Consider the following 14,974-nt stretch of genomic DNA (forward strand, 5'->3'; position numbering starts at 1 on the left):
TGGCCGGACTCTGGGACGCAGCTCACCGAGCATTGATAGCGTCCCTGTTCTCCTGTTAGGGAGGGAATAATCACCTCTTCCGGCGCGCCGGATGGGGCACATCGACGAGGGGCGGTATGACCGTGATCCTTGATCAGACGTCGCTGCGGGATCTGGCGACGATGTCGGACGCCAGTGGAGTGCTCTCGGTCTACGCGACGGCCGATCCACGAGACCGAACAGCCTCACCCACCTGGCGGCGGACCGTCGCCAACGCGATTACCCGCCTGCGCAACGAGGTCGCCTCCAACGGCGACAAGAAGCACGCCTCGGCCGTGCTCACCCGGCTGGACAAGTTGGAACCGGAACTCGACGGCATCCTCGGCGCCACCGAACCCGGCCTGGGGCGGGCGCTGTTCGCCCCGGTCAGCAGCGACGAGGTGCGCACCGTTGTCGTGCAGGTCCCGCTCGATGACTGTGCTGTCCTGGAGCCCAAGCCCTATCTGCGGCCGCTGGCCGCCGCCTTCGCCACGGGGGCGCCCGCCGGCGTCCTGGCGGTGGCGCAGGACGGGGTGCGGGTCGTCGACATGCGGTTCGGCATCGCACGCGACCTCACGCGCTTCACCTTCGCGCCGGACACCGGGGAGTGGCGGGAGATGCGCGGTCCGGCGTCGGCGGGCCGCCCGGGCATCGCCGACCGCTCCGCGAGCCAGACCGACCGCTTCGACCGGCGCATGGAGGAGCAGCTCCTGCGCTATCTGCACTCGGTGCGTCCCAGGATCACCGAGCTGGCCGACCAGCAGGGGTGGCAGTCCATCGTCATCACCGGCGACTCCCGGCTGATCGACGTCATCCGCAAGGGCCTCCCGGCCAACGGGCCGCGCGACATCGTTCTGCTGGACCGCGTCGTCGAGACGCTGTCCGTCTCCGACATCGCCGCGCGGGTGCGCCCGGACCTGGAGGCCGCACGCGTCCGCCGCTGCCGCGAACAGGCCCGACAGGCCCGCGACGCCGCGCTCTCCGGTGGGCAGGGGACGGTCGGGCTGAGCGACACCCTCGGCGCCTTCCGCGAGGGCCGGGTGGCCCACCTCTTCCTCGACGGCTCCAGGGAGATGCGCGGCCACCGCGCCGCGAACGGCTGGTACTACGCTCAGGGCGAGACCCCGCCGGGGGAGGCCGCCACCGATATGACGGCCGAACGGGACCTGGGCGAGCGCATGATCGAGCTTGGTTTCGTCGGCGGCTCCGAGGTCACGGTGCTACCTGAAGAGGCCGCGGACGTGCTCGCCGAGGACGAAGGCGTGGCCGCGCTGCTGCGCTGGTAACGCGACGCCGGCCGGGCGCCCCTGACCGCGGGGCGCCCGGCGCTTCGCGCGTCGCGCCCGAACACGGAGCCCTGGGGGCCGCCTCGGACACGGTCGCGGACACGAGTGGGAAAGCCGTCAGGAGGGCGCGCGCTGTGGCGATGGCCGGGATCGACGCACGCGGCTTCCAGCTGGTGCTGCTGCGGCGCATGGCGGACTTCCAGCCGGAGCGGGTCGAGGAGGCGGTGCGCGCGCTGGGCGCCTCGCGCACCGAGATGCGGGAGGCCAACCGGCGCTGGCAGGCCATGATCCGCTCCACGCGGGCTCCCACAGGGGCCCGGCGCTACTCGGCCGTCCTCGGACCCGCCGAGACGGTCCGCGACCAGAGCATCGGCGACCTGGCCTGTCGCGCGCACCGCTGGCCTCTGGACCTCTGGCCCGACCTGCGCTTCGAGGTCGTCGCCCTGCCCAACGGCGCGGTCGTGCAGGAATGGCTGGTGCGCTTTACCGACGCGTCCGCGCCCGCCCTGCGCGATGTCACCGACCTGGAGCCGTGGTCCTGCGTCATCGACGACGTCGCCCGGGCCTTCGCCCCGGCCACCCCGCTGGAGGGGACCGCGCCGTCGCGCTGGCGGTTGATGTTCAGCGCCCCGGATACCGAGGGGCACAGCGGACGCTTCGTCGCCGACTTCACGTGGGGACTGCTGCAGCGGGTGACACGGGCGGACCAGGGCGCAGCGGGGTGACGGGCGCGCGGCACCCGCGGCCGCCGACAACGGCGGGGCGACCGAGGAAAAAGGGCCGACCACGGCATGGCCTCGGGGCCACGCCGCCATGATGGCGCCTCGGAGCGTGCCGGACCGGTGACGCGTTCAGCGCCGGAAGCTGTGCTGCGAGTGGTGGCGCATCAGCAGCGTGACCGTCGCGAAGATCGTCGGTATCCCGATGGCGAGCAGGGCGATGATCACGAGCTCAGCGGTTTGCAGTCCCATGAGGGTGATGTACCCCTCCTGCCTGGTGAAACACGACGCGCCCCCGTGCCGTATCCCGGCTGTCGTCGGTGGAGCCCTCGCGTGGCCTGTCTCCTTTGAACCCGGACGGATCGGGCGGCGGGAAAACGGCTTCAGCCCTCGTCGCTAAGCAGGTCGGGGGCGTAGTACTCGTCCAGCGGGACCGGGCCCCGGTAGCCCTGGCACATGCACTGGCGGTAGGTACCGCCGGCCTGGCCCGTCCAGCGTCCGGGGATAACGACCTGGGCCTGGCACATCTTGGTCTTCTGGTCGTGAAAGACGAGGTGGTGGCCGCAGCCGCAGATGGGCCGGGGCGTGCGCTGGGCGGACGAGAGGGCCTGCTGGTGCTGCTGGTGTGGCGGGAAGGCCTGCCGGTCAGCGCGCCTGGGGAGCATTCGGCCGACGAGGACGCCGCCGAACGCGATGGCCGCTCCGAGCACCAGACTCACCGGGTCCATGGTGTGCACCGCCCTCCGTTGCGCGTCGTTTTTCATTGTGGCCCACATTCGGGGCAACGGTTCCCCGGGGCGAGGGGAGTGCCCGCACATTACCTACCCGATTTTGGTGGTCTGCCGGGATGGGCGGCGCCGTGCATCGCGCGACGCCAATCCGGACAATCCCTTAGGCGGTTTTTCGGTGACCGCGGCGAGGCCGGAGCGTCGGTGGGCGGCCCGGTTGCACGCCGGTTCGGGCCGCACAATGTGGGCCACCTCCGGGGTGCGGCGTTTCTTCGCGATGAATGGCCAGGTCGCGTGGGCGGTCCCGCGGTACGGCCGAGGGGGCCGCGGACACCGAACTCCAGAAGATTTTCTTTGTGTTTCTCATGAGGTGCGGTGGGCGTTCGAACACGTCGCGGTGGGTAGCCCTGCACCAGACCGTCCTGTGCGGACGGGGCACGTCCAAGATCGATCCTGGGAGGGTCCGTGGAGATCACCGGCATCATCAGTGCACTGGTCGTCGGCCTGATCATCGGCGCGCTCGGCCGTCTTGTCGTTCCAGGCAAGCAGGCGATTCCGATCTGGCTCACCCTGATCCTGGGCATCATCGCGGCGTTCATCGGCGGCGCCATCGCCGCCGTTTTCACCACGTTCTGGCTCTTCGTGCTGATCGTCCAGGTCCTCGTGGCGGCCGCCGCGGTGGTCCTCGCCGAGAAGCTGTACACGCGAGGCACGTGACCACGGTCGGCCACGCGCGCCGTCCGGCGCACGACCACCGCGGCACGGGCGGTGCGCCCGCTGCTGCGCGGGACTAGCCCTCGCGCAGCGTCTTCAGTGTCCGCACATCCGCCGCGTGCGGGCCTTCCGGGCCGGGGGTCTCCAGCGTGATGGGCACTCCCGCGCTCACGGGGTGGCGGAACAGCTCGCCGAACGGCTCGGCACCGATGTGGCCCGCGCCGATGTTCTCGTGCCGGTCCTTATTGCTGCCGCACGGCTCCTTGGAGTCGTTGGCGTGGATCAGCCGCAGCCGCTCGGCGCCGACGACCTCGCCGAACCGGTCCAGCATGTCCCGCATGCCCTCGCGCGTCGCGACGTTGTGGCCCGCGGCGAACACGTGCGCGGTGTCCAGGCACACGGCCGCCTGGGGGTGCCAGTCCAGCGCGTCCAGGTACCCGACGAGGTCGTCCACGGTCGCGCAGAGCACCTGGCCCTGACCGGCCATCGGCTCCAGCAGCACCGGCGGGGCCTCGTCCCCGAGCCGCTCCAGCAGGGGCAGCAGTCGCGACCGCATCCGCTCCAGGCCCTCGGCGCGCGTGCCCTTGACCGCGGAGCCGGTGTGCACGACGACACCCCGCGCCCCGGTCTGCGCACCTCGCCGCAGAGCGTGCTCCAGCGACGCCACCGACTTGTCCGCCACCTTCGCGTCCGGCGCCCCCAGGTTGATCAGGTAGGGGGCGTGGATGAAGACGGGCAGGTCGTCGCGTTCGCGCAGCCGCGCGTCCTCAGCCGGGTCGCCGTCGGCGGTGGCCCAGCCGCGCGGGTTGGTGACGAACACCTGGATGGTCTCGGCGCCGATCTCGGCGGTGTAGGCGAGGCCGCGCTTGGCCAGCCCGCCGGATACGGGTACGTGCGCCCCGATGGGCGTGAAAGGGAGTTCAGACATGGCTGGTCACTACGTTAGCCGCCGGGGCGGGCCGGCCCGACCGGGACAGGCGGCCCACCCGCGCGAACCGGCCGCCGGAAGCCCCGGACCCCCGGGCTAGCGTTCCCCGGAACGGCCGGTCAGGGCGTCCACGCACACGGCCACACTCACCACCAGGGCCGGATCGCCGCCCAGGTCGGTGCGGAAGGTGTTGACGTCGACCGCGTAGGTGTCGCGGAGCTGGAACCACTTCCTGGAGATCTGCGCGACCGGCCCCTCGGCGTCGCTGATGGAGTACTCCTTGTCCAGGAAGCTACCGGTGATATCCCACGCCCCGCCCCCCGCCAGGTCCACGTCCAGCCGGTCCTTGATCAGGTTGAACATGCGCTGGCGCACCGTGGCGACGGTCTGCCCGTCCCGCTCGATCTCCATGGTGCCGCGCAGGCTGAGGAGCTTCTTGCGGATCACGAAGAGGATCTGCCCATCGGGCGTCTTCAGTTCGAAGGTCTGGCGCAGCCGCAGCGCCTTGCCGTCGACCCAGAAGGCCCGCTGCCCCTGCTCGTCCTCGACCCAGAAGTCGTCACCGATGTCGAAAATGCGCGCCCGGACCAGGAACTTCATCGCTCAGCCTCTCGTGTCCCCCGCTGTCATCGGGCACGGCTCCCGTCGCGTGGAGGATGCCCTCGCCGTCCAAGCTACGGGACTCCGGGGGCGAAGAGCGGACAGGCCCGACGCGCGGGCGCGGTACGCGCCCGCGCGAACCGCTAATCTGCGGTTCGTGACCACAACGCCTGCACCCATCACCCTGCACGACGTGACCCGCGCCTTCGAGGAGATCTATCCCCCGGCCTGGGCCGCTTCGTGGGACGCCGTCGGCCTGGTGTGCGGCGACCCCGCGCAGCACGTGCGGCGGATCCTGTTCGCGGTCGACCCCGTCTCCGCCGTCGTCGACGATGCCTCCGCGTGGGGCGCCGACCTGATCATCACGCACCACCCGCTGCTGCTGCGCGGGGTGACCAGCGTCGCCGCGACCACGCCCAAGGGGCGCCTCGTCCACCGCCTCATCTCCTCGGGCATCGCCCTGTACACGGCCCACACCAACGCCGACACCGCGGCCCCGGGCGTCTCCGATGCCCTGGCCGCCGCGGTCGGTCTGGACGGCGACCTGCGCCCGCTCGACCCTGACCCCACCGACACCGAAGGGCGGCGCGGCATCGGCCGCGTCGGGGCCCTTCCCCGGCCGATGGCCCTGCGCGAGTTCGCGGCGCAGGCCGCCGCCGGGCTCCCGGAGACCGCCGCGGGCGTCCGCGTCTCCGGCGACCTCGACCGCCAGGTCCGCACGGTGGCGGTATCCGGCGGGGCCGGGGACTCCCTCCTCGGCGCGGCCCGCGCCGCCGGGGTCGACGTCTACCTCACCTCCGACCTGCGTCACCACCCCGCCTCCGAGTTCGCCGAGCACGACGACACCGCCCTCATCGACACCGCGCACTTCGCCAGCGAATGGCCGTGGCTGGCCGATGGCGCAGCCCGGCTGCGCGGCACGCTGGGCGGCGAACGGGCTAACGTGGAGACCCGCGTATCGACGACCGTCACCGACGCCTGGTCCCAGACGTTCTGAGCCCCGGTACCCCGCCCGGTCAGCCCGTCGAAGCGCCTCACCCCGTCCGGCGCGACCGGTCGGGGACCACCGCCGCACAAAAAGGAGTCTGAGTACACCCGTGAAAGCAGAACCCGCCGAACAGAAGCGACTGCTGGACCTGCAGGAGATCGACAGCCTCCTGGGCCAGCTGACGCATCGCCTCCGCACCCTCCCGGAGGCCGCCGAAATCCAGCGGCTGGAGGCTCGGGTGCGCGAGCTCCGCGACCAGAAGGCCGTCGCCGCGACCAAGCTGACCGACCTCGACCGCGAGCAGCGCAAGGCCGAGTCCGACGTCGAGCAGGTGCGTGCCCGCGCTGAGCGGGACACCCAGCGGCTCAACGCCGGGCAGGTCTCCTCGCCCAAGGAGCTGGAGCGGCTGCAGTCGGAGATCGGCTCGCTGCAGCGCCGCCAGACCGAGCTTGAGGAGGTCGTGCTGGAGGTTATGGAGCGGCGCGAGGCGACCGATGCCGAGCACGTGCGGTTGCAGAAGGAGATCGAGGCGGCCGAGGCCGAGCTGGAGACCCTGGAGGAGCGCCGCTCCGCGGCGGTCGTGGACATCGAGGCGGACCGCGCCTCGGCGAACGACCGCCGTCGGCGGATCGTCGGAGAGATCCCCGAGGACCTGCTCGCCCTCTACACCAAGCTGCGCGACCAGCACGACGGTGTGGGCGCCGCGATGCTGCGCTACGGCCGCTGCGAGGGCTGCAAGCTGGCGCTGAGCACCGCCGAACTCGGCGAGATCCGCCAGGCTCCCGCTGACGAGGTGCAGCGCTGCGAGGACTGCCGCCGCATCCTGATCCGCACGACCGAGTCCGGCCTGTGACGGCCGTCGCAGGGGAGCGGGGGAGCCGCGCATGACACGGCGTCTGGTGGTGGAGGCCGATGGGGGTTCCCGGGGCAACCCGGGACCCGCGGGGTACGGCGCGCTGGTTCGCGACCCCCTCGGCGGAGAGGTGCTGGCCGAGATCGCCGAGCCGATCGGTGTGGCGACCAACAACGTCGCCGAGTACCGGGGCCTGATCGCCGGTCTGCGCGCGGCGGCGGAGATCGACCCCGGGGCACGCGTCGAGGCGCGGCTCGACTCCAAGCTCGTCGTGGAGCAGATGTCGGGGCGCTGGAAGGTCAAGCACCCTGATATCCGCCCGCTGGCAGAGCAGGCCCGCGAGATCGCCGCGGGCCTGGCCGAGGTGGTCTACACCTGGGTGCCGCGCGCGGAGAACGCTGACGCCGACCGGCTGGCCAACGAGGCGATGGACGGTGTGCCGGTGCGCCGCGGGCCGGACCGTTCGGGCGGAGAACCGGGCGCCGAGACGAGCGGGGGCGCCTCCGGGGACACGGCAACGGGCGCACCCCCGGGCGGCGCGGCGGGTCCCCGGCACGGCTCCGGACCGAGCACGGCCGCGTCCGGCCGCACCGGCTGGGCCGCGCCCGACACCACGCCCACCCGCCTGATTCTGCTGCGGCACGGCCAGACACCGATGTCGGTGGAGCGGCGCTTCGCGGGTGTCGGCGACATCGAGCTGACCCCGACCGGCCACGAGCAGGCCCGGGCGGCGGCCCGTCGGCTCGCCGAGCGCGGCGACGTCGACGTCATTGTCAGCTCTCCGCTGCGCCGCACCCGTGACACCGCCGAGCACGTCGCGCGGGAACTGGCGCTGCCCGTGGAGGCGTGGTCCGGGTTCGCCGAGACGGACTTCGGGGCGTGGGAGGGGATGACCTTCGGCGAGGTCCGCGAACGCTGGCCGGACGAGATCGCCCGGTGGCTGGCCGACCCCTCGGTCCCGCCGCGGGGAGGGGAGAGCTTCGCCGCGGTGGCCGAGCGCGTCGGAGCGGCGCGCGACAAGGTCCTGGCCGACTACGCGGGACAGACGGTGCTCGTCGTCAGCCACGTCACGCCGATCAAGGTGTGCCTGCAGCAGGCGCTGCTCGCCCCGCCCGAAGCGCTGTTCCGGATGCACCTGGATGTGGCGTGCCTGTCGGAGGTCGACTGCTACAGCGACGGCCCGGCGGTGGTCCGCTCGCTCAACGACACCGCTCACCTGGCCTGAGGGGGCCGTCCGCGAGCTGGCACGCGACCGCGGACGGCTGCACGACCCCCGAAAGCGCCGTAGAATAGGGGGTGCAGGGGAGAGTCGACCAGACGGCCGCGGCACCGTTCGCGGTGTCGAGGAAAGTCCGGACTCCACAGGGCAGGGTGGTCGGTAACGCCGACCCGGGGTGACCCGCGGGACAGTGCCACAGAGAACAGTCCGCCACCGCGTGCGGTGGTAAGGGTGAAACGGTGGTGTAAGAGACCACCAGCGGCCGGAGTGATCCGGTCGGCTAGGTAAACCCCACCCGGAGCAAGGTCGAGAAGGGGGATCCCGTTCCCCCGCGCGGATGTTCGAGGGCGGCCCGCCCGAGTCCGCGGGTTGACCGCACCGAGGCTGTCGGCAACGGCAGTCCCAGATGGATGGCCGTCCGGTCCCACCGGGACCGACAGAATCCGGCTTATCGGTCGGCTCTCTCCTTCGCGGTTCTTCGCACCCGTCGCGCGGGATCGCGTTCCGCGCTCGCCCCCCGGGGTTGAAGCGGCGGAACGTCGCTCTCACGCCGGCCCTGGCGCGCCGGCGCCCCGGGGACCGGTCGGGGCGTGGGAGCGGCGGGATCACCGCTAGATTGGGGAGCGTCTGCCCCCCATCGAGCCGGCGTGCGGGTCGGAACCGCGTCTCGGTCGGCTCGCTCGCGAATCAGGTGTCGGTACATGCTGGACTCTCCCGTGATCTGGATGATCATGTTCGGTCTCCCTATCGTCGCGATCATCACGATCGTCTCGTTCGCCTATTACCACACCACCGAAGTGCGGGATGACGGCCGGGACGACGAGCCGACTGAACCGACCGACGGGTGAACACCGGGCCTCGACGTCGTGACGGCCACGGCACGGCGCCGGGCGGCCCGGGTCTCTGGGCCGCCCGGCACCGTGGTGACGTCGGGCGGAAGCGGGTCCGGCCGCCTGGTCAGGCGGGGGAGCGCTCCCCGGCGCTGTCGCGTGGAGCCGTGCGCGGACCGGGGATCCGGTCCGGCGGAACGGGGACGAACTCGCCGCGCTGCCCGTCCAGCACGTGCACCTGGGCCGTCTCAAGGTCGTAGTACAGCCCCGTCAGCTCCAACCGCCCCTCCTGCAGCCGGTGGTGAACCGCGGGATAGGTCAGCAGGTTCTCCAGCTGCCGCACCACGTTGGACTGGGAGAGCATGCGCACCGCCGCGGGTGACGGCCCTTGCGGGGCCTCGCCGTCGCCCCGGGGCAGTTCGGCCGCCCCGTCGCGCAGCCACTGCTGCAGCTGGGTCAGCCGCGCGTCTCCGGGATCCTCGTGCGCGCCGTCCAGCAGCGCCTGCATCGCCCCGCAGTGCGAGTGCCCGCACACCACGATGGACGGCACCTCCAGTACCGTGACCGCGTACTCGATCGCGGCCCCCACCGAGTCGTCCCCGCTGCCCTTGGGCGGCACCAGGTTGCCGATGTTCCGCAGTGTGAAGAGGTCCCCCGGCCCACTGGCGGTGATGAGGTTCGGCACGACCCGCGAGTCGGCGCAGGCGATGAACAGGGCCCGCGGATGCTGGGCGTGCGCCAGGCGGCTCATCAGCGAGCGCATCCGCCCGGCCGTACTCGCGTGGTACTCGCGCGCACCGGTCATCAGCAACCCGGAGGCGGAGTCGGCGTTGTGGTCGTAGCCGCGCAGCCCCCACGGCGCCCACCAGCGCGCCAGGCCGTCCGGGGACGTCTTGCCGGATGGGGGAGCGTGCATGGACCGCCGCTCGTACCAGTTCTCGTGCACCTCGTCGATGTCGACGGTGCCGCCGGTGCGCTCGTGGTCGAGCCGCCAGGCGTGGATCGACTCGAAGGCGGCGTGGTCCATGAAGTCGACGTGCAGGTCCAGGTCGACCCGGGCGCCGTGCGGGACGTTGCGCAGCACCTGGGTCACGCGGGGGACACCCAGGAATGTCAGGGAACCCTGCACGATCACGTGGTGGCGGTCATCGCGCTCCTCGGTCAGGACCGTCACCCGGGTCAGGCGGTGCAGGGAGACCGCCATGGCGAGGCCGAAGCCGATGAGCACGCCCTCCAGCAGGCCCAGGAGGACGACGCTGGCCAGCGTCACCAGGTAGATGCTCGACTCGTGGTGCCGGCGCAGGTCGCGCACGTGGGTGAGGTTGACCATCTGGATCCCGATGAAGACCAGCAGCCCGGCCAGGGCCGCCATCGGGATCAGCTCCACGAGGTCGGCGAACAGGGCGACAAAGACGAGGATCCACACGCCGTGCAGGACCGCCGACAGCGGGCTGCGCGCTCCGGCGCGGACGTTGGCGGTGCTGCGTACGATGACCCCGGCCACCGGAAGTCCGCCGAGGGAGCCGCTGACGGTGTTGGCGGCTCCCTGCCCGATGAGTTCGCGGTCGAGGCGGGCGCGGCGGCCATCGTGCATGCCGTCCACCGCGATCGCGCACAGCAGGGACTCGACGCTGGCCACCATCGCGACCGCCGCCACGGCGACCGCGACCCCGTGGATCTGGTCGGGTGCGGGCAGAGCGGGGCCGGACCAGGCGTCGGCCAGCGAGTCGGGCAGATGGACGCGCTCCAGGTTCCAGCCGCCGGCGGTCGCGGCGGCCGTCGCGGCCACCACCGCCACCAGCGCGGCGGGGACGCGGTTCACGCGCAGGCCCCCGATACTGGGCAGCCGCCCCCACAGGAACATGATGGCGATCGTGATGAGGCCGACGGCGACGGCGGCGGTGTGGTTGTCGGCGATCTGACCGGGCAGCTCGGCGATGTTGTCCAGGGCCGAGCTCTGCGGTGCGCCGCCCAGGATCACGTGCAGCTGGGCGAGGGCGATGGTCAGCCCCACCCCGGCCAGCATCCCGTGGATGACCGCGGGGGAGATGGCCAAGGCCGCCCGGGCGATGCGGAAGGCGCCCAGCGCCAGCTGGACCACTCCGGCCAGCAGGGTGATGAAGCAGGTGACCCGCCAGCCGTAGGTGAGAACGAGGTCGGCGACGATGATCGTGAGTCCGGCGGCGGGGCCGCTCACCTGCACCGCCGAGCCGCCGACGGCTCCGGCGACGATGCCGCCCACGACCGCGGCGATGATGCCCGCCACGAGGGGCGCCCCCGAGGCGACGGCGATGCCGAGTGACAGGGGCACGGCGACGAGGAACACCACGACGGAGGCGGTGGCGTCAGACAGCGGGGCCTTCGGTAACGGGACGGAGCGGACACCGGAGAGCGGGCGGACCGCCCTCTCCTTCGGGTTGAGATCTGGTCCCTGGGCGTCGTGACGCATGCTTCCCCCCGAGTGGGTGAACGAAATGGCGCTCTGGGACAGCCGCTGGTCGGAGGAGCCCCGACACCGGATCCGGGTGCGCGGAAAAGTCCCGCTTTTCCTCGGATCCGACGATTCGGTTACTCAACGAATGCTGTCGACAACTAAAGGTAGTTCCTGGGAGGGCTCTGCGCGCCGTGAGACGTGGGATATTGATCACCATTTTTCTTGCGCGAACCACCGGCGGCGCCGAGACCGGGGAGGAACAGCGAAGGGCGGGGTGCTGGCAGCACCCCGCCCTTCGCGTGTCGACCGCGCTGGACTCAGCGGAACCAATCGTCGCCGGGTCCGCCGTACCCGTATCCGTAACCGCCCTGATCGTAGGTGGGCGCTCCGCCGTCGGCGGCTTCGCGCCGATCGGGGTACACGTCGCGGTAGGACGGCCACTCGCCGCTGGGGGACTCGTAGGCGGGGCCCGGGTAGCCGCCGGTCTGGTCGGGCGCTCCCCGGCCGTAGTCGCCGAGCACGTCGGCGTAGCCCGGGTAGGCCTGCGGGGGCTCGGGGTAGCCCGGCATGCCCGGCGCGCTGGGCATGCCGTCGTGTGCCCCGGTGTGGGGGTAGGACCCGCGGTTGTAGGACCCGGTGTCGTGCGGCGTCGGCGGCTCGAACCCCGTCTGCGGCGCCAGCGACGGCTGCCCGCCGGTGGCCCCGCCCCAGCCGTTCGGATCCCACGGCGTGGCCGGGGTCCCGTTGTCGTAGCCGTAGGTGTAGCCCGCGGGCGGCGGGTAGGCCCCGGGACCGGAGGGGTCCTGGGCCGGAGGGGGCGGCGGAACATCCCCGCCGGGGCGGGTGTAGGGGCCGGTGTCGTAGGCGGACCGGTTGAACGCTCCCGTGCTGTAGGACGGCGGCGTCTCGCCCGGCAGGGGGCCTTGGGCCGGGGGGAAGGACGGTGGGGCCGGCGGCTGCGCGGGGGGTGGGGACGGGCGCGCGTGCGTGCCGGTGTCCATGCTTGACCAGATGGGGGAGGGGGGCTCGGCACCCGGGCGCGCCGTCGGCGCGAGCGGGTCGGTCAGCGGGTCGCCGCCCGGCACGCCGCCCGCGGGGGTTGCACCGTCGTAGGAGGAACCGCTGTAGGCGGAGCGGCCGTGGGGGCCGGTGTCGTAGGACGATCCGGTGCTGTGCGCGGTGGGGTCGTAGGCCGAACCCGGGGTGAAGGACGTCCCCCGGGAGTGCGCGCCGGTGTCGAACGACGAGGACGGCTGTGCCCCCGTTCCGTAGCGGGAGCGGTCGTGGGGCCCGGTCTCGTACGACGCGCCGCGCGTGTGCGCGCCCGTGTCGGACGACGAGGAGGACCCGCTGTCCCACCCTCCGCTCCGCGGAGTGGGGGTTCCGGGGTCCAGGGAGGAGCCGCTGTAGCCCGATCCGCGGGCGTGGGAGCCGGTGTCGTAGGACGAGCCGGGCATGGAGGGCGCCCCCCGCGTATACGCCCCGGTGCCGTAGGAGGCGGGACCGCTGGACGCGCTGGGCGCGCCGAGGGGGTCGCGGGAGAAGGAGCCGGAATCCCACGCGGCGCCCCGGTCGGACTCCCCGCGGTCGGGTGCCGCCGTGGGGGACCAGGGGTGCCCCGGCGTCAGCGGCCCGGAGGAGGGCGAGGGTGCGGCCGGAGTGGGGCCGGTGTCGCGGCTGCGCGGCAGGGGGCCGCTCAGCGGGTCGTCGTCCACCGCGGGCGGGCGTCGCTGGGCGGCCGAGGCCGCGGAAGTCTCGGCGGAACCTGAGGGGGCCGCTGGTGAGGCGTCCTGGCCGAGGCTGGCCAGGACCGCGATGTCGCGGTTGGCGAAGTCGCCGGTGTCCTTGGAGGAGGGGCCGGACGCGGACGGCGCGGAACCGGCGTCGCGGCCGGAGCGGGGCCGCCGACCGCGCGCCCGCGGGGTCGACGCGGCCTCGTCGTCCTCATCGTCGTCCACGACGGCTTCCATCGCCTGCGTGGATTCGTGGCGGGTGTCGCGCCGCCCGCTGCGTTCCGGGCGCTCGGGCGGCTCGTCATCCGGGGCGTCGTCGGCGAGGCTGGACCAGAAGTCGTTGTCGGACAGGTCGCCGGAGTCGTCCGCCCAGTCGTCGTCGCGGCCCCGGCGTGACCGGGAACGGCGCGACGGCCGGGCGGCGGCGTCCTTCTCGGCGCGGGGGCGGCGACCGCGAGCGCGCGGCGCGGGTGCGTCCGCGCCGTGGCGGTCGTCCTCCGGGTCGCCGTCATCGGCATAGGCGTCGTCATAGCCGTCGTCGTACTCGTCGCGGGCGCTGCCGACGCTGAGCGCCCGCATACCGAGGAGGATCAGCACGAGCACGATGAGAACGACGATGATCGCGATGATCGAAAGGATCGCGACGGTCATGGTGAAAGCACCACCCTTGGGCCCGTGGCCGTTACGAGGACAGAGGTGCCACCGGCGGGGGTGACGTGGCCGAAGCGGGGGGAGCCGCCCGAGACGGGCCACTGACGGTGGGGTATCTCCGGATCCGATGCGCGTCGCCCGCGGCGTCGGTCACGTGGATCCGCCGGTGCGGGGGTGCGGATCCCGTGGTGGCCGCAGCGGTGTGCCGGGCCGCTGGGGACGGGCGGCCCGTCGTCGGTGCCCGCCGGGGAAGGGGCGGGGCGGCGCGCTACGGCATGCTGCATGGAATCGGTCATTACAGAATCGACGGGGGGCACGGCCCCACTTTATGCATAGTTGCGCTGTCAGTGCAGTGGGCGACCGGTGACGACTCCCGTGATTCCGGAGAAGTCGGGAACGAAATGCGGACAATGTACCAATTTCGGGGGGCGATGCGATGGTTCCGCATTCCACTACTCGCCGGTAGCCGTAAGCGTACCCCGCGCGATCGTGCGTTGCGCGATGGCCTCAAGCGAGTCCTGGAGCGGCGCGTCGTCGCTCAGGCCGATCTCCCCGTCGAGCGCGTACACGGTGAAGCGGACGTCGTGGCCGTGGGACTCTCGGGGGCAGGGGGGCGCGTACTCCGCCGTGCCCTCGCTGTTGCGGCCCGTGCGCCCCGGTTGCGGAACACTGTTCTGCCGGATCTCCGCGAGCTGCGGGTCCAGCCCGTAGAGCACCCAGTGCACGGTCGCGTTCCCCGGGTCGTCGACCACCACCGCCAGGGACTTTACGTTCTCCGGCAGGCCCGACCACTGCAGAGGCGGCGACACCCCCTCGCCGTCGCAGGTGTAGGTGTCGGGCAGCGGTTCGCCTTCCTTGATCATCGTGCTGCTCACGTTGATGTCGGAGCTGACCTCGCCATTGGTCCCGGGGATGAGCCCGCCGCACCCGGCCGCCGTCAGCAGCACGACCGCCCCGCCCGCCGCGGCGGACAGCCGCGCCGTGCGCGCGCGAGCCGGGGACATGCGTTGTGAGCGGTGAGGTGCGGCCGTGTACATGGGGCTCCAGCGATGGGTGATCGGCGACGGGGATGGTCGGTGGTTCCGACGGGACTCGACCGTTGGGCGGTGGGCCTCCGGCACGGCGAGTTCCTCTGCGAACCTTACTGCGGTCGGTGCGAACACGGGCCGCTCATTCGCGGACTGTACATATGTATGCGGCAGATGTCCGTGACCGGCGCATCCGTGTCCGTTCGCGCCGGGCGGACGTTTGGCGGACGTCAGCCGCCCCCGAT

General features: G+C 72.3%; 13 protein-coding genes and 1 other RNA gene. 8 read left to right on the forward strand and 6 right to left on the reverse strand.

All coding sequences use genetic code 11. The features are described from left to right. Window positions 1-116 precede the first annotated feature (116 nt). Together ABD259_RS05860 and ABD259_RS05865 are read left to right on the forward strand one after the other, a co-directional pair. A complete protein-coding gene (locus tag ABD259_RS05860; protein WP_344099918.1) occupies window positions 117-1,304 on the forward strand; it encodes a VLRF1 family aeRF1-type release factor in 1,188 nt (395 codons plus the stop codon). 140 nt (window positions 1,305-1,444) lie between these two features. Next, window positions 1,445-2,029: a hypothetical protein gene (locus ABD259_RS05865; RefSeq protein ID WP_344160884.1), complete on the forward strand. Its 585-nt coding sequence runs from the start codon at window positions 1,445-1,447 to the stop codon at window positions 2,027-2,029. A gap of 377 nt (window positions 2,030-2,406) precedes the next feature. Here ABD259_RS05865 and ABD259_RS05870 read toward each other — a convergent pair whose 3' ends face one another. Continuing rightward, window positions 2,407-2,751: a hypothetical protein gene (locus ABD259_RS05870; protein ID WP_344100259.1), complete on the reverse strand. Its 345-nt coding sequence runs from the start codon at window positions 2,749-2,751 to the stop codon at window positions 2,407-2,409. A gap of 465 nt (window positions 2,752-3,216) precedes the next feature. On the opposite strand from ABD259_RS05870, the gene ABD259_RS05875 reads away from it, so the two are divergent. Next, window positions 3,217-3,468, forward strand: a complete 252-nt coding sequence (locus tag ABD259_RS05875) for a GlsB/YeaQ/YmgE family stress response membrane protein (RefSeq protein ID WP_344099920.1) — start codon at window positions 3,217-3,219, stop codon at window positions 3,466-3,468. 73 nt (window positions 3,469-3,541) lie between these two features. On the opposite strand, the gene ABD259_RS05880 is transcribed toward ABD259_RS05875, so the two are convergent. Further along, entirely contained in the window at window positions 3,542-4,393 is an 852-nt protein-coding gene (locus ABD259_RS05880) for a deoxyribonuclease IV (protein ID WP_344160675.1), read from the reverse strand. A gap of 96 nt (window positions 4,394-4,489) precedes the next feature. After that, on the reverse strand, window positions 4,490-4,993 hold the full coding sequence (locus ABD259_RS05885; RefSeq protein WP_344099924.1) for an LURP-one-related/scramblase family protein: 504 nt from the start codon (window positions 4,991-4,993) through the stop codon (window positions 4,490-4,492). 178 nt (window positions 4,994-5,171) lie between these two features. On the opposite strand from ABD259_RS05885, the gene ABD259_RS05890 reads away from it, so the two are divergent. The 5 genes from ABD259_RS05890 to ABD259_RS05910 all read left to right on the forward strand — a co-directional run bounded on the left by ABD259_RS05890 (window position 5,172) and on the right by ABD259_RS05910 (window position 8,901). Further along, entirely contained in the window at window positions 5,172-5,990 is an 819-nt protein-coding gene (locus ABD259_RS05890; protein WP_344160887.1) for a Nif3-like dinuclear metal center hexameric protein, read from the forward strand. Between the two features lie 100 nt (window positions 5,991-6,090). Continuing rightward, a complete protein-coding gene (locus ABD259_RS05895) occupies window positions 6,091-6,834 on the forward strand; it encodes a zinc ribbon domain-containing protein (protein WP_344160678.1) in 744 nt (247 codons plus the stop codon). Between the two features lie 31 nt (window positions 6,835-6,865). Then, window positions 6,866-8,059 (forward strand): bifunctional RNase H/acid phosphatase, encoded by a 1,194-nt coding sequence (locus ABD259_RS05900; protein ID WP_344160681.1) that lies wholly within the window; start codon window positions 6,866-6,868, stop codon window positions 8,057-8,059. Window positions 8,060-8,139: 80 nt separating this feature from the next. Beyond that, window positions 8,140-8,520, forward strand: an RNA gene (rnpB, locus tag ABD259_RS05905) — RNase P RNA component class A. 234 nt (window positions 8,521-8,754) lie between these two features. Continuing rightward, window positions 8,755-8,901, forward strand: a complete 147-nt coding sequence (locus ABD259_RS05910) for a hypothetical protein (RefSeq protein WP_344099930.1) — start codon at window positions 8,755-8,757, stop codon at window positions 8,899-8,901. A 109-nt stretch (window positions 8,902-9,010) separates the two neighbouring features. On the opposite strand, the gene ABD259_RS05915 is transcribed toward ABD259_RS05910, so the two are convergent. The 3 genes from ABD259_RS05915 to ABD259_RS05925 all read right to left on the reverse strand — a co-directional run bounded on the left by ABD259_RS05915 (window position 9,011) and on the right by ABD259_RS05925 (window position 14,705). Further along, window positions 9,011-11,332, reverse strand: coding sequence for a SulP family inorganic anion transporter (locus ABD259_RS05915; RefSeq protein ID WP_344160684.1), 2,322 nt, complete (start codon window positions 11,330-11,332; stop codon window positions 9,011-9,013). Window positions 11,333-11,634: 302 nt separating this feature from the next. Then, entirely contained in the window at window positions 11,635-13,701 is a 2,067-nt protein-coding gene (locus ABD259_RS05920) for a hypothetical protein (protein ID WP_344160687.1), read from the reverse strand. A 452-nt stretch (window positions 13,702-14,153) separates the two neighbouring features. Next, window positions 14,154-14,705 (reverse strand): YbhB/YbcL family Raf kinase inhibitor-like protein, encoded by a 552-nt coding sequence (locus ABD259_RS05925; protein WP_344160690.1) that lies wholly within the window; start codon window positions 14,703-14,705, stop codon window positions 14,154-14,156. Window positions 14,706-14,974: the final 269 nt, after the last annotated feature.

This window comes from Nocardiopsis rhodophaea, from assembly GCF_039530945.1.
Classification (GTDB): domain Bacteria; phylum Actinomycetota; class Actinomycetes; order Streptosporangiales; family Streptosporangiaceae; genus Nocardiopsis_C; species Nocardiopsis_C rhodophaea.

Coding starts and splice junctions, on each gene's coding strand:
- ABD259_RS05860 (WP_344099918.1), top strand. CDS start 117: ATGACCGTGATCCTTGATCAGACGTCGCTGCGGGATCTGGCGACGATG.
- ABD259_RS05865 (WP_344160884.1), top strand. CDS start 1,445: ATGGCCGGGATCGACGCACGCGGCTTCCAGCTGGTGCTGCTGCGGCGC.
- ABD259_RS05870 (WP_344100259.1), bottom strand. CDS start 2,751: ATGGACCCGGTGAGTCTGGTGCTCGGAGCGGCCATCGCGTTCGGCGGC.
- ABD259_RS05880 (WP_344160675.1), bottom strand. CDS start 4,393: ATGTCTGAACTCCCTTTCACGCCCATCGGGGCGCACGTACCCGTATCC.
- ABD259_RS05885 (WP_344099924.1), bottom strand. CDS start 4,993: ATGAAGTTCCTGGTCCGGGCGCGCATTTTCGACATCGGTGACGACTTC.
- ABD259_RS05900 (WP_344160681.1), top strand. CDS start 6,866: ATGACACGGCGTCTGGTGGTGGAGGCCGATGGGGGTTCCCGGGGCAAC.
- ABD259_RS05910 (WP_344099930.1), top strand. CDS start 8,755: ATGCTGGACTCTCCCGTGATCTGGATGATCATGTTCGGTCTCCCTATC.
- ABD259_RS05915 (WP_344160684.1), bottom strand. CDS start 11,332: ATGCGTCACGACGCCCAGGGACCAGATCTCAACCCGAAGGAGAGGGCG.
- ABD259_RS05920 (WP_344160687.1), bottom strand. CDS start 13,701: ATGACCGTCGCGATCCTTTCGATCATCGCGATCATCGTCGTTCTCATC.
- ABD259_RS05925 (WP_344160690.1), bottom strand. CDS start 14,705: ATGTCCCCGGCTCGCGCGCGCACGGCGCGGCTGTCCGCCGCGGCGGGC.